The following is a 15,375-nucleotide window of genomic DNA, read 5'->3' as shown; positions in this document are numbered from 1 at the left end:
TATTTTATTCTTATTACTTATATAATAATAATCATCTGTTTTTAAATGATATATAATTATTAATTTATTGCGACAATATGATTTATACCCTAAAAATTGAGCAAAATAATACTTATTTCCAAGCGTGGAAGCTAAAATATAGGGGTAAAATAAATGCCGCCACTGGGGCCATCACACATTTCACAACCAAAATTACACTCGTGTTATTACGCAACAGTTTAAAAATCGGCCTTGCAAAGAGCGAATCTAATTTACGTATTTTTCGTGCTGTAATCGTTAGCTTAAGGAGTCAATTTGGTGCGAATATGTGGAATTACACCCAACGGGTTTAAAATACTATCTGATAATATTTGTATCAGCATTAAAAGAGCTTTTATATTTTTTGATATATTCCGAAGGAGTCATTCCAAACAACTTTACAAATTGCTGTCTAAAATATTTTGGGTCTTCAAAACCTACCTCGGCACATGCTTGGGCAATATTAATATTTTCGGTCAACAATAGCATTGCGGCCCTTCTTAATCGCACTGAACGTATGAATGCATTCAAGGTTTGTCCTGAAATGATTTTAATTTTAGTATAAAGAGTTCTATGACTCATTCCCATTTCAGCAGCAAAATTTTTAATGGTAAAATCACGTTTATGAATATTTGTCTCTATAATAGCAATGCATTTTTTTAAAACTTCTTGATATTCGGCAGGAACCTTTTGAGTATTCTCTCTAAGAGTTATATTATCTAGGAAGTATTTACGTAAATTACTGCGACTTTTTAATAATGATTCAACACGGGCAACCAGTAAATCGTCATCAAATGGTTTCGTAATATAATCGTCTGCTCCATCGCTGATTCCTTGAAGATGTGTTTCGGGATTTTTGGATGCCGTTAATAATATTACAGGAATGTGGGACAAACTACTGTTTTCCTTTATTTTTCGGCACAATTCAAGTCCGTCCATAACGTTCATGGCAATATCACTGATAACCAAATCGGGCATGTATTTTTTAGTCAGTTTTAAACCTTCCTCGCCATTATCTGCACTGTATATCATATAGGTATCCGAAAAGAGTCTAACCAAATAATTTCGTATATCCGTATTATCATCTATAATTAAAAGGGTACGCTTACTCGTTAGCATCTCTTTATGTAATTCATTATCCAGAGCTATGGTAGGAGGAATTTCAACAATTTCCTCTATGTCATCTGCCATAAGCTCTTCAACCAACGGGCTCATTTTAGAAGTAACTGTACTAATTTGCAAATCTTCAAAATGATTCTTACCTTTTAAAAAGGTTAATTTAAACACGCTTCCTTTACCAATTTCGCTACTGCAACTTACAGTACCTTTATGTTTCTCAACAAAATACTTAACCATAAAAAGCCCAATCCCAAAGCCGACACCAACAGATGCTTTGGAACTTATCTGTTTAAATTTATCGAAAATAACTTGTATATCGTTTTTTTCTATTCCTGTACCCGTATCTGAAATTTCGACACTTACATTCGTTTCAGTCTCTGCAACCTTAAGGTCAATTGCTCCTCCTGCTGGAGTATATTTGAAGGCATTGGACATGAGGTTAAACAAGGATATTTCTATTTTTTCATAATCTCCAATTAACTCAATGTTGTGTTCTGGTATCTGAAAAGTATAATTAATATTTTTATCTTTTGCCTGATTAACAAAACATTGATATACTTCATTGCAAAGATTATTTACGTTTATAGTAGATATTCTAAGTAAATCTGCGTCATTTTCAGCCTTACGAAAAAGCAACAACTGATCTACTAGACTTAAAAGTCTTCTTGCATTTCGATGAGCAATTGCTAAATCACTTCCTGAAGATCCATTTTGACCGTTTTCTATTTGAACCGCTTTTTTTAATGGATTTATAATAAGAGACAGTGGTGTTCGAAACTCATGGGATATATAAGTAAACATCGACGATTGTTTTTCGGCAATTTCCTTTTCTTTTTTTCTTTCTAATTCTGCAATTTTTACTTTATACTTTAATTTTTCTTTGTTTTTATTGTATTTTATGTACGCAAAAACAATTCCAACTCCCACAAGTAAATATAAGCTATAAGCCCACCAAGTTCTGTACCATGGAGGTAAAACTACAACAGTAATAAGACTTTCTTCTTTATTCCATCCTCCTCTAAAGTTTGTAGTTTTAACTTTAAAGACATACTTCCCTTCTGCTAATCTTGTATAATTTGCTTTTCGGGCTTGGCCAACATAATTCCATCGATCATCCCAGCCGTCCAAGTAGTACGCATAATTTATTTTATCGGCATTATTATAATTCAACGCTACAAATTCTATTGACAAGGTCGTTTGATCATACGGTAAATTCACCTCTTTAATTTTACCGGAATCCCACTTTGATATTAATTCATTTTTACTTTCTTCGATAGGCTGATTGTTAACATAAAAATCAGTCAACAATAAATTATTCTTCTGATTGAATTCCTTAATATCTTCTGGAAAAAAGGAATTAAATCCATTGATACCTCCAAAAAGAAATTCCCCTGTAGACAATTTCACACCAGCATTGAAACTAAACTGATTACTTTGCAACCCATCATTTACTGAAAAGTTTCTGAACGTTCTTCTTTTTTTATCAAATCTACAAATACCGTTGTAAGTACTCATCCATAAATTTCCGCCTTTGTCTTCTAGTATTCTTAAAATCGTATTAGAAGGTAAACCATCATTTGTAGTTAATCTTTTAAATTTGTCGGTCTTTCTGTCAAACAACAATAGTCCTCCTTCTGAAGTACCCAACCAAAGATTTTTGTCTTTATCTTCAAGAATACATCTAATAGGATTACCGATGTCTATCTTCTTGTGTTTTTTACTTGCTTTGTCTATGGCAAACAATGAAGTGTAATTACCTCCCCACAATATACCATCACTCGTCTCGATAAGACACTGTAAATTATCGATTGTTTTATCAAAGAGCACAAAAGCACTTTTAGCTCTATCAAAAAAGTACAAGAAGCCTTCATTGGTTGCACTAGCCCAAATATTCCCCTTGGAGTCCTTATAGACAAACCATATATTTTTTTCAATCTGTTTGGTAAATGGATTGTAACACGAAAAATGGCTTATACTATTATTGGCAGGATTAATACGGTTTACGCCACCAGCCCAAGTTGACAACCAGATCTCATTAGTATCATCTCTTATTATACTGGTAATAAAATTACTGCTGATTTTATGAGCAGCATTGGCCGAATTACTATAGATCGTATAGTTATTTGATTTTCTATTCCAATACTTTAAACCTGCTCCATCCGTACCTATCCACAGATTTTTTTTTTCATCTTCACAAAAGGATAGTATGAAATTTTCGGCAAGGTCATTATCTTTTGTTTTGTATTTTATGTTTTTAAAATATTTTGGGCTATTGCCAATCATGCTGATTCCTCCTCGTAATGTACCAATCCATTTATTTCCTGCTACATCTTCATATAAACTCCATATCGAATTACTTTTTACAAATTGTTGCCCGTTAGCAAAGTTGTAGGGAATTACTTTTTTATTTTTATCGATTACTTTATAAATACCACAACCATCTGTAGTTAGCCAGATCTCCTTTTTCTTATCGATAAGAATATCAGTAACAATACATTTATTTAAAAAATAATTCTCTGAAAGCAAACTAGATTTAATGTTAAACAGATAAAGACCTTCATCGGTTCCTAGCCAAAGATTACCATCTAAGGAAACCTTCATGCATTTTACGTCCATTGATAGCGGATATATAACCTTAAAGCTTTTTGAACTATAGTTATAACTACAAATACCTATATTAACTACATATACCCAACAACGACCATTTACTCTATCATCCTCAAGAACTTTGGCGTCATAACTATATTTAATAATTTTATTATTTTGCGCTTTAAGTTCTATATGCTTGCCAATAAATGATCCGTTTTCAAAAATCAGCAAACCAAAATTTTGAGAAGCAACTAATACTAGTTCTTTTGAAACGGAGCGTATCTGGTGAATAACGTCTTTTAATACTTGAATTTTATTATTTTTCGAAACATGTTCAAGAGGATGAAAAACAGATTCTCTTCTATCAAAAACACAGGCTCCATTAGCTCCCCCTACCCAAATATTCTTTTTCGAATCCCCCTCTATAACATAAATCGTATTAAATGACAATGAGTTTTTGTTATTAATATTATTGCGATAGACTTTAAAATCATATCCGTCATATCGGTTTAATCCGTCATATGTTCCAAACCACATAAAACCATCACTGTCCTGATAAATTGTCGTTACAGAATTATTAGACAAACCATCAGATATATCGAGAAATTTAACCGGATACTCTTGAGAAAAAACTGTTAAAGAAAAAACTAATAATAATACAAGAAGTAGTGCAAAATTCTTCAAGAAAAATATGTTTAAAAGATCAATTAATTTAATTACGCGTAAAAAATACAATTATAAGCTAAATTTATTTGAAACTAACATAAATAAACGCTCAAAAATTATATTTCTATTTAAATTGCAAGAATATTTTGATTTAGTTTTATTTTCTATTAAGAACAAAAATCTTGATTTAAAGCATAAAATAAATTTGCAAAACATATGACCGACTCTTCAAAGAGAGAGCATTTCAATTGAAAGTTTTTATATTATCTACAGTACTGAATAAATAAAACATAAAATCTTTGATTAATGTTATTAAAAGTGACTGTGAATTTTGTTGATTCTTGAAATTCTTTAAGTAGCTTGCTTAAAGTATTGTATTTTTCTATTGATGCATTGCCCCATTGTCCCAGCGCCTTTTTTTCATTAATATATAGATCAATAATGCTGAAAAAATTATTTTTTATTGTTGGGGAATTTTTGAATACTTTATATAATTCCTCTTTTATGACGTCTAATTCAATCCGAATATCCATATATTCTAATGAAGTGCATATTCTTGAAAATTCATTAGAGTATCTAATTAATTGATTTGAAATTTGTCTTCTTTCAATGGCTTCTTTTGTTTTGCCCGAAGTAGATATTGGTAAACTCGTTTCCTTATCCCAAAATTTTGGATTTATCTTTTCTCCTGTAGAATATTTCAAGTATTTATCGTCATTTTTAATTCTGGCTCTTAAATAAATAAGTGTTTCCTTTTCGCTATTTGGTTCCTTATAGATTAAATGTGAAGGGATAATTCATAACTATTTTTTTCAAATATAAAAATTATATTTGAACGGGGGCATAATAAGGGGCATAATATTATATCTAAGCCTTAATTTTCATTAAATAAATGAATATACATCCTTTTGTAATATAGGGGTTTAGGCCTTATGGCTATTCATAAAAGTGAGTTTTTTGTATATTAAGTTCGAATCCCTTCCTCTCTGCACATAATTCTATACAATCTAAAAAAGGTAGTCTTTCGGTTGCCTTTTTTTTGTAATTTTAACCCACAAAAAACTCAGTATGCGTTTATTCCTAAAAACATTTCTTTTGTTTATGGTGGTCAATGTATTTTCACAGACCACTAATCCTATATTGCCTTCCACAAAAATAGATTCGCTTTATAGGGAAGACCAGTTTTATTTTGGGTTTACCTACAATACATTGCAGCGAAAACCGGCAGGATTATCCCAAAGTAAATTTTCCACGGGTTTTTCCACGGGTTTTCTTAGAGATATGCCCATAAATAAAAATAGAACTATTGCAATAGCTTCCGGGATTGGTTTTTCATATAACAATTACAATCAAAATCTAGCCATTACACAGCTCAATCAAACACCGGTTTACACGATTATTGATTCCAAGGAGACTTATAATAAAAACAGATTTACACAGTTTTTGGTCGAAGTGCCTATTGAGTTTAGGTGGCGAACATCAACCTATGAAAGTTATAAATTTTGGAGGATTTATGGTGGTCTTAAATTGGGTTATTTGTTATATGACAGATCAATTTATAAAGACGGCCAAGGCAAAATAGTTGTCACCGGTAATAAAGATTTTAATAAATTCCAATATGGCGCTTATATTTCTTCGGGTTATAACACGTTTAATGTTTATGCGTATTACGGTTTAAATTCATTGTTTAAATCGGCAAAAACCGATAATGGATCCATAAAAATGAATTCGATGAACATTGGGGTTATTTTCTATATTCTATAGCCAGAAATACATCAATAACAGTTGCGGGATACTTCCCAAAAGAAAACCAATCACCAATTCTTTTCCTGTATGCGCCTTCATTTCTAAACGGGATGAAGCCACAAAACCATTCATAAGCACTAAAAACGCAATCATATTGATGTTTCGGGTTTGATTATGGATGCTTAAGGCAATAACAAATAGTGTTAAGGCACTTATGGCCATCATGTGAAGACTGGCTTTTGTTTTAAAAAACAATAACACAACTGCTTGCAATGTGCCTAATAATACTCCTAAAAAGAAAAAATGCAACTCAGGGATTCGATCCAAAGTAACGCTTTTTCGCAGCAATAAAATAATCAAAAAACATTGAATAACCAGCGGAATTTTGCGCTGCGATATTTCCGAAATCATTATGGAATTAACCTGTTCTACGGTACGCAGCACGAAAAAAAAGAGAATTGGAAGAAGAATCGTGATAACCACTATTTGAAAAAGGACGAAGTATTTTTCTGGATTTTCAAAATGCGAACCATTTAAAAAAAAGTAGATCAAGGCGGCATACGCCGGAATGAATATCGGGTGGAATAAATAGGAAAAAAAAGGAAGGATTTTTTTTAAATTCATTCTATAAAGTTAATGGTTTATTTGTCATTCCGACGAAGGAGGAATCTCTGTTTGTTGAGATTCCTCCTTCGTCGGAATGACAAAAAGGGTAAATCTAAAATCCCTACATTTTCTTCCTCATCCTCGCCACGGGAATATCCAGCTGTTCCCTGTATTTTGCAATGGTTCTTCGGGCAATAGGATAGCCTTTTTCTTTTAGGATTTCAGCAAGTTGATCGTCAGGAAGTGGTTTTTGTTTGTCCTCGTCCTCAATCACGTTTTGTAGAATTTTCTTGATTTCGAGCGTCGATACCTCTTCGCCTTGGTCGTTTGTCATCGATTCCGAGAAAAATTCCTTGATCAGTTTTGTCCCGTAAGGCGTTTCCACATATTTGCTGTTGGCCACACGGGAAATAGTCGAAATGTCAAGACCCACCATATCGGCAATGTCTTTCAGAATCATCGGTTTTAGCTTGGTTTCATCGCCCTCAAGAAAGTATTCCCGTTGGTAATGCATAATGGCGTTCATCGTCACATAAAGCGTTTCCTGGCGTTGTTTGATGGCATCGATAAACCATTTGGCCGAATCCAGTTTTTGTTTGATAAACTGAACGGCATCTTTCTGTGCATTCGATTTGTCTCGGGAACTTTTATAGGTTTGCATCATTTCCTGGTAATCCTTGGAAACGTGTAACGAAGGTGCATTTCTTCCGTTTAGGGTCAAGACCAATTCATCGTCAACAATACGTATGGCAAAATCGGGAACAACGTGTTCCGTAATTTTGTTGCTTCCGGTAAAGGAACCACCTGGTTTTGGGTTGAGTTTCTCTATTTCGTGAATGGCTTTTTTGAGTTGCTCATTCGAAACATTGTATTTTTGCAACAGTTTGTCGTAATGTTTTTTGGAAAAAGCATCAAACTGATTTTCGATAATATCCGTTGCCAATGCGACATATTCCGTAGGTGTTTTGTGTTTCAATTGCAACAACAAACATTCCTGCAAATCGCGTGCGCCAACACCCGAAGGTTCTAACTCGTGGATGACATTCAACATTCTCTCGACCGTTTTTTCATCGGTGTAAATGCCTTGGGTAAACGCCATATCGTCAACCATATCTGGAATGCTTCGTCGAATATATCCCATATCGTCGATACTTCCCACAAGAAATTCCGCAATTTCCCGCTCGTCGTCATTCAGTATAAAAGTGTTCAATTGATTGATTAAATCTTGGTGAAAACTTATTGGTGCCACCAGTGGCGACTCGCGTTCCTCGTCATCATCACTGTAATTATTGGCTTGGGTTTTGTAATCTGGTGTTTCGTCGCTGCTTAAATATTCGTCGATATTGATGTCGCTGGTATCTTCACTTTCAGTGTCGTCATAATCGTCGAATTCGTCATTGGCATCATCATTGTCGAATTCGTCTTTTTCGTAGTTTTCTTCCTCTTCGGTTCCAGCCTCCAATGCAGGATTTTCATTCATTTCTTCGATCAAACGTTGTTCGAATGCTTGCGTAGGCAATTGGATTAACTTCATCAACTGGATTTGTTGTGGAGATAATTTCTGGGATAATTTTAGATTTAGAAATTGCTTTAACATAAGGCACTAATTTATTTTTTGCCACGAAGGCACTAAGGCGCAAAGTTTTTTATTGTTTGTTTTTAAGTCTCTAATTTGTTTTGCCACGAAGGCGCTAAGTCACAAAGTTTTTATTTTATTTTTAAAAACGAAAAGTCTCAAAGCGGGTTTTAATAATAATTTGTATTTATGAATCTTTTTATTCCGCTTTTTATTAATGGGACATTAAAATTAATTAGAAATCCCAATTGATTATCGGTTAATTTTAAATGACTAATTATTTGTGCGTGCCAAACAGGATTGATTATTTCAACTGCTTTCACTTCTATAATCACAGAATTTTCAACTATTAATCGAGTCTCAATTTCTCTTTAAGTATTGCTCCATCATAGATAATTGGCACATCAATTTGACTTTGAACATCTAATCCAGCCTTGTTTATTTCATACGCCAAACAAACTTCATAAACTCGTTCCAATAAACCTGGCCCAAGTTCCTTATGAACTTTAAAAGCTGAATTAACAATTATCTTGGCAATTTCTTCCGTTCTTTCGTCTATCATTTTTGGCTTTATTTAAACTCACAAAACAAAAAAACTTGGAGTCTTTGCGTCTTCGTGGCAAAGCTTTCGGGACTTAAAACTCGGCGTTCATCGGCGTTCTTGGAAAAGGGATTACGTCACGAATGTTCGTCATTCCGGTTACAAAAAGTACCAATCTTTCGAATCCAAGTCCAAAACCAGAGTGAACCGCACTTCCGAATCTTCGGGTGTCTAAATACCACCACAATTCTTCTTCGTCAATTCCCAATGCTTTCATTTTTTCGACCAAAACGTCAAAACGTTCTTCTCTTTGTGAGCCACCCACGATTTCTCCGATTCCCGGAAAAAGAATATCCATTGCGCGAACGGTTTTTCCGTCTTCGTTCAAACGCATATAAAATGCCTTGATATTCGCTGGGTAATCAAACAAAATCACGGGACATTTAAAGTGTTTTTCCACCAAATAGCGTTCGTGTTCCGACTGTAAATCAGCACCCCATTCGTTGATAATGTAATTGAATTTTTTCTTTTTATTTGGAGTACAATCTCTCAAAATATCAATGGCTTCGGTGTAAGATACCCGTTTGAAGTTGTTTTCCAAAACAAAATTCAGTTTTTCCAGCAAAGCCATTTCGCTTCTGTCGGCTTGCGGTTTTGATTTTTCTTCTTCCAATAATCGTCCTTCCAAGAATTTCAAATCCTCAGGACATTTGTCTATTGTGTATTTGATTACATACTGAATAAAATCTTCGGCCAAATCCATATTGTCATTCAAATCATTGAAAGCCACTTCGGGTTCAATCATCCAAAATTCAGCCAAATGGCGAGAAGTATTCGAGTTTTCGGCTCTAAATGTTGGTCCAAAAGTATAAATTTGGCCTAAAGCCATTGCAAAAGTTTCGCCTTCTAATTGTCCGGAAACCGTTAAATTGGTTTCTTTTCCGAAGAAATCTTCTTTGTAATTTACTTTTCCGTCTTCGGTTCTTGGCGGATTGTCGAAAGGCAAAGCGGTAACTTTAAACATTTCGCCAGCACCTTCGGCATCAGAACCGGTGATGATTGGCGTGTTTACATACACAAAACCTTTTTGTTGAAAATAGCTATGAACGGCGAATGACAAAACCGAACGCACCCGCATAATTGCTCCAAAAATATTGGTGCGGGGACGCAAGTGAGCATTTTCACGCAAGAAATCCAAGCTTGGTTTATTTTTAGGTTGGATTGGGAATTTCTCTGCATCCGAGTCGCCAAGAATTTCCAGTTTCGTAACCTGAATTTCATATTTTTGTCCAGCACCTTTACTTTCCACTAAATCCCCCGTAACCGAAATTGCGGCTCCCGTTGTGATTCTTTTTAGTGTTTCTTCGGGCGTGTTTTCAAAATCGACAACGCATTGTATATTGTTGATGGTTGAACCGTCGTTCAACGCAATAAATTGATTGTTTCTAAAAGTTCTCACCCAGCCTTTTGCATTTATTGCCTGAAGCGTCGTTGTGCTGTTCAGCAAGTCTTTAACTCTTGTATGTCTCATTGTGATTTTAGAATTGATATTATAAATGGTGTTGCAATCGAATTGCAAATATAATTGATTTATTGTGATTTTCGTAGCCCTGATAGCAGTGGAAATCCCACGCTTTTTTGCGTGGATTGTAACGAATAGCGGGAAACAGCTCCTAAAAAAAACTATTCCACGATTTCGGCCTCCATAATATCCTCTTTTATGGCTTGTTTTTTTTCAAAAGTCAGTACCAATGATGGTAAAACCAATAGGTTAGCAAACATCGCAAACAACAAAGTGCAGGAAATTAACCCTCCAAGGGCAATCGTGCCGCTAAAACTGGAAAGAGTAAAAATGGCGAATCCAAAAACCAAAACGATGGAGGTGTAAAACGTGCTTATCCCTGTTTCCCGTAGCGCGCTGAATACTGATTTTTTAATTTTTCCGTTGTTTTGAATCAGGTCAAGGCGGTATTTCGCCATAAACTGGATGGCGTTATCCACCGAAATTCCAAAAGCAATACTGAAAACCAAAATCGTTGATGGCTTGAGCGGAATGCCAAAATAGCCCATCAATCCTGACGTAATGCATAGCGGAAGTATGTTTGTGATGATGGAAACCAATATCATTTTCACGGAGCGGAACATATAAGCCATCAGTCCCGCAATGAGGAAAATGGCGAAAATGAGCGATTCGATGAGGTTGTCGATCAAGTAGGAAGTTCCTTTTTGGAAAACCAATGCCTTTCCTGTCATCGTAACTTCGTATCGCTCTTTTGGGAAAACTTGATCTATTTTTTTTTGCAATTTCCCTTCAACTTTTGCCATTTCTTCGGTGCCAATGTCTTTCATGAAAGTAGTGATTCGGGCATATTGCCCTGTTGAATCCACATAACTTTTCATCAAATTGTCTTTGTTGTTTTTCGTGGCATTTTTAGCGTACGAAAGGATGAATGTTTGCTCTTGAGAAGTCGGTAATTCGTAATATTCAGGATTCCCGTTGTAATAGGCTTGTTTGGAATATTTCACTAAATTAACAATGGAAACCGGTTTCGACAATTCGGGCATTTGGGAAATCGTCTGTTGCAATTCGTCCATTTTTTTCATTGTGGACAGTTTCATGACTCCTTTTTTGCGCTTGGTGTTTATCATTATTTCCAAAGGCATAACTCCGTTGAATTCCTTTTCGAAGAAGACAATATCTTTGAAAAACGAAGCATTTTTTGGCATTTCGCCAATCAAACTTCCTGAAACTTTCATTTGCGAAACCCCGATTACGCTAAAAACCATAAGCAAACCATAAATGATATAAATGGTTTTTCGATTGTATCTTACGGCATATTCGACCCAATTCAGCACCGCAGAAAGGTAGTTTTTGCTTAGATGATACAAGTGTTTTTCTTTTGGAGCATCCATAAAACTATACACAATTGGTACAATCAATAATGTTAAAAGATAAACCGTAATCACATTGATGGATGTCACTAATCCAAATTCAAAAAGCAAATCGTTGCCAGTAATCATAAAAGTGGCAAAGCCCGCAGCCGTTGTGAGGTTTGTCATCAATGTAGAAACCCCAATTTTCGAAATTACGCGTTGTAGCGCTCGAGCTTTGTTATTGTGGGTTTTTATTTCCTGCTGGTATTTATTGATGAGAAAAATACAGTTTGTGATGCCTATAACGATTATTAATGGCGGAATTATCGCCGTTAAAATTGTGATTTTGTAATGGAATAATCCCAATGTTCCAAATGACCACATAACTCCAAACAATAAAATACAAATCGAAATAAACGTAGCCCTGAAGGAACGGAAAAAGAAGAAAAATATTAATGAGGTAATGAGCAAAGCCGCACCAATAAAGAGCCCGATTTCACCTTTCATATTTTCGGCATTGATAGTCCGAATGTAGGGCATTCCAGAAACGCGAAGATCGATTCCGGTGGTTTTTTCAAATTTCTCTATTTTTGGAACCAGATTATCAATGATAAAAGTTTTTCTTGCCGCCGTATTGACGATTTTTTTATTCAAATAAACCGCTGAACGGATGCTTCCCGATTGTTTATTGAACAATAATCCTTCGTAAAAAGGCAATTTGTTGAAAAGTTCGTTTTTTATTTTCCCAAGATAAGCAGCACTATTCGTTTGACTTTGGTCAATAAGTGGAACCAATTTAAACTTCTCGGCGATAGTGTCTTTTTGTAATTTTTTTAAATCGTTCAAAGAAACTACGAGTTCCACTTCCTTTGAATTTTTCAGACCCGTCATTAATTCGTTCCAAGCAGCATAAGCTTTTGGCGTGAAAAAAGTATTGTCTTTGAAACCAATAACAATCAAATTGCCTTCTTCCCCGAATTTGTTTAGGAAATCTTGGTATTGCCTGTTGACAATATGTTTTTCGGGAAGTAAATTGGCTTCGGTATAAGTCATGCTCAGGTTTTTCCATTGTAAACCAAGAAAAACCGTTAGGACAAGAATAATCCCTAATATTACGATTCTATTTTTGAGTATAATTCTGGCAATCAATTCCCAGAATCCTACTTTTAATTTCTTTTTCATAAATGTATTAAAATGGGTGCAAAGGTAAATAAATCGGGAGATATTTTACTATTACATTTAGGGTTTAATTGCGTTGTTTTTTTGTCAAGATTAAATTTGTATTATTAATTTTTTTGATGTTATAATTTATATATTTGGTTTTCTCATCTTTGTATTGAAATTATAAAAAAAGTTGAAACAATAATTCATGAAGAAATATAGAAATACAATATTTTATTTTGTTGTTACTGGCGGTTTCTCGGCATTGATATACTGGATTGTAAGCAAAGCAAAGAGTTTGGAAATTGGAAAAAAATTCCCGGTTTCCGTATCTGAAAAGGGTCACTGGAATGATTTTTTATCTTCCTTAACCCAAAATTTGCACCATCCTTTGGCTATACTTTTAGCTCAAATTATCACTATTATTTTAGTGGCTCGTTTTTTTGGTTGGATTTTTAGAAAAATAGGCCAACCTTCCGTAATTGGTGAAATTATAGCTGGAATTGTTCTTGGACCTTCGTTACTGGGGTTGTATTTCCCTGAATTTTCCATTGCCTTATTTCCAGTTGATTCTTTGGGAAATTTACAATTTTTAAGTCAGATTGGATTGATACTTTTCATGTTCGTTATTGGCATGGAACTCGACTTAAAGGTATTAAAAAACAGGGCCAATGAAGCCGTTGTTATTAGTCATGCCAGTATTATAATTCCATTTGCATTGGGCATTGGTTTGGCTTATTTTGTTTACTATAGATTTGCTCCTGAAGGAGTTGCTTTTTTGCCTTTTGCGTTATTTATGGGGATTTCCATGAGCATAACAGCCTTCCCTGTTTTGGCAAGAATTGTTCAGGAAAGAGGTATTCATAAAACCAGATTAGGTGCCATAGTCATTACTTGTGCCGCCGCCGACGATATTACCGCGTGGTGTTTGCTTGCTGCGGTAATCGCCATTGTGAAAGCGGGAACTTTCGTGAGTTCATTATACATTATTTTATTGGCAGCTTTTTATGTGATTGTAATGCTTTTTGTGGTGAAGCCATTTTTAAAAAAAATTGGTGAATTATACGGAACAAAAGATAATTTGAATAAATCTGTTGTTGCTATTTTCTTTTTAACATTAATTATTTCTTCATATACGACCGAAGCTATTGGGATCCATGCCCTTTTTGGCGCTTTTATGACTGGTGTAATTATGCCTGATATAACCAAATTCAGAAATGTATTTATCGAAAAAGTGGAAGACGTTTCGGTGATATTATTGCTTCCTTTATTTTTTGTTTATACTGGATTGCGAACAGAAATTGGACTGATTAACGATCCTTATTTATGGAAAGTAACGGGTTTTATTATACTTGTTGCCGTGGTAGGGAAATTTTTAGGAAGTGCTTTGGCTGCCAAATTTGTTGGTCAAAACTGGAGGGATAGTTTTACTATTGGGGCTTTGATGAATACAAGGGGATTAATGGAATTGATAGTTTTGAATATAGGTTTGGATTTAAAAGTGCTTACTCCGGAAGTGTTTACTATGATGGTAATCATGGCATTAGTTACCACTTTTATGACTGGACCGGCATTGAATTTAATAAATTATATTTTTAAGACAAGAGATGCCGCTGTTTTAGATGAAATTTTAAATGGAAATAAATACAGAATATTAATATCGTTCGGAAATAGGGAAAAAGGAAAGTCTCTTTTGCGATTAGCCAATAGTCTGGTCAAAAAACAAAAAGAAACTTCAGCCATTACCGTGATGCATCTCACATTGAGTGACGAAGTGCATCCCTATAATTTAGAGAAATATGAAAAAGATAGGTTTTTGCCAATAATTGAAGAATCCCAGATTTTGAAACAAGAGATTACAACACTTTTTCAAGCAACTGTAGATATTGAAAATAACATTTCTGATATTGCCAATAATGGTGAATATGATTTGCTTTTGGTTGGTCTTGGCAAATCTATTTTTGAAGGAACGCTGCTCGGGAAAGTATTAGGATTTACAACAAGAATAGTCAATCCTGACAGATTGATTGATAAATTTACCGGGAAAGAAGGGTTGTTCGAAAATTCTCCTTTTGACGAAAGGACAAGAAAGATTATCTCGAAAACAAAAACGCCTTTGGGGATTTTGATAGATAAAGGATTGCAAAAAGTAAATCAGGGTTTTATTCCAATTTTTAGTTCCGAAGATTCTTTTTTGATTGATTATGCCCAAAAATTGATTTACAACAACAATTCCAAAATTATTGTTTTGGATGTAAACGGTCATGTCAACACTAATTTTGTTCTCAAAAGTGCTATAAATTCATTAGAACAAAAATACCCTAATAATATCACAATAATTAATGATAAAATTATAAAAAAAGAGCTTTTGGCCAAACAGGACTTGATGATAATCAGTATCGAAAGTTGGAAAGCCCTTGTAGATTCAAGCAGTATTTGGTTGAGTGGAGTACCTTCTGTATTGATTATCAAGCCTTAG

The 15,375-nt window shown here is 34.4% G+C and carries 8 protein-coding genes and 1 pseudogene; 2 read left to right on the top strand and 7 right to left on the bottom strand.

What is annotated here, in order from left to right; genetic code table 11:
* Window positions 1-336: 336 nt before the first annotated feature.
* The gene (locus B2145_RS01095) at window positions 337-4,410 is read right to left on the bottom strand and encodes a hybrid sensor histidine kinase/response regulator transcription factor (RefSeq protein ID WP_291097250.1); all 4,074 of its coding nucleotides are present in this window, start codon (window positions 4,408-4,410) and stop codon (window positions 337-339) included.
* 245 nt (window positions 4,411-4,655) lie between these two features.
* Window positions 4,656-5,171: a hypothetical protein gene (locus B2145_RS01090; RefSeq protein ID WP_349677710.1), complete on the bottom strand. Its 516-nt coding sequence runs from the start codon at window positions 5,169-5,171 to the stop codon at window positions 4,656-4,658.
* A 289-nt stretch (window positions 5,172-5,460) separates the two neighbouring features.
* Here B2145_RS01090 and B2145_RS01085 point away from each other — a divergent pair, with 289 nt between their 5' ends.
* Entirely contained in the window at window positions 5,461-6,156 is a 696-nt protein-coding gene (locus B2145_RS01085) for a porin family protein (protein WP_291097246.1), read from the top strand.
* On the opposite strand, the gene B2145_RS01080 is transcribed toward B2145_RS01085, so the two are convergent.
* The 5 genes and pseudogenes from B2145_RS01080 to B2145_RS01060 form a co-directional block, all read right to left on the bottom strand.
* Complete coding sequence (locus tag B2145_RS01080) at window positions 6,151-6,762, bottom strand: hypothetical protein (protein WP_291097244.1); 612 nt, start codon at window positions 6,760-6,762, stop codon at window positions 6,151-6,153. The two genes, B2145_RS01085 and B2145_RS01080, sit on opposite strands and share 6 nt — an antisense overlap.
* Window positions 6,763-6,865: 103 nt before the next feature.
* A complete protein-coding gene (gene rpoN / locus B2145_RS01075) occupies window positions 6,866-8,341 on the bottom strand; it encodes an RNA polymerase factor sigma-54 (RefSeq protein ID WP_291097242.1) in 1,476 nt (491 codons plus the stop codon).
* A gap of 149 nt (window positions 8,342-8,490) precedes the next feature.
* Window positions 8,491-8,882 (bottom strand): annotated as a pseudogene (locus tag B2145_RS01070) (GxxExxY protein).
* A gap of 73 nt (window positions 8,883-8,955) precedes the next feature.
* On the bottom strand, window positions 8,956-10,392 hold the full coding sequence (asnS, locus tag B2145_RS01065; RefSeq protein WP_291097240.1) for an asparagine--tRNA ligase: 1,437 nt from the start codon (window positions 10,390-10,392) through the stop codon (window positions 8,956-8,958).
* 152 nt (window positions 10,393-10,544) lie between these two features.
* Window positions 10,545-12,917: an efflux RND transporter permease subunit gene (locus B2145_RS01060; RefSeq protein ID WP_291097238.1), complete on the bottom strand. Its 2,373-nt coding sequence runs from the start codon at window positions 12,915-12,917 to the stop codon at window positions 10,545-10,547.
* A 187-nt stretch (window positions 12,918-13,104) separates the two neighbouring features.
* Here B2145_RS01060 and B2145_RS01055 point away from each other — a divergent pair, with 187 nt between their 5' ends.
* The gene (locus tag B2145_RS01055) at window positions 13,105-15,375 is read left to right on the top strand and encodes a cation:proton antiporter (protein WP_291097236.1); all 2,271 of its coding nucleotides are present in this window, start codon (window positions 13,105-13,107) and stop codon (window positions 15,373-15,375) included.

Source organism: Flavobacterium sp. UBA5153, assembly GCA_002413745.1.
In the GTDB taxonomy this organism is placed as follows: domain Bacteria; phylum Bacteroidota; class Bacteroidia; order Flavobacteriales; family Flavobacteriaceae; genus Flavobacterium.
This window is presented reverse-complemented; position numbering and strand designations above follow the sequence as displayed.

Bases quoted from the DNA above. Each gene is read 5' to 3' on its own strand.
- B2145_RS01085 (WP_291097246.1), top strand. From the start codon at position 5,461: ATGCGTTTATTCCTAAAAACATTTCTTTTGTTTATGGTGGTCAATGTA.
- B2145_RS01080 (WP_291097244.1), bottom strand. From the start codon at position 6,762: ATGAATTTAAAAAAAATCCTTCCTTTTTTTTCCTATTTATTCCACCCG.
- rpoN (WP_291097242.1), bottom strand. From the start codon at position 8,341: ATGTTAAAGCAATTTCTAAATCTAAAATTATCCCAGAAATTATCTCCA.
- asnS (WP_291097240.1), bottom strand. From the start codon at position 10,392: ATGAGACATACAAGAGTTAAAGACTTGCTGAACAGCACAACGACGCTT.
- B2145_RS01060 (WP_291097238.1), bottom strand. From the start codon at position 12,917: ATGAAAAAGAAATTAAAAGTAGGATTCTGGGAATTGATTGCCAGAATT.
- B2145_RS01055 (WP_291097236.1), top strand. From the start codon at position 13,105: ATGAAGAAATATAGAAATACAATATTTTATTTTGTTGTTACTGGCGGT.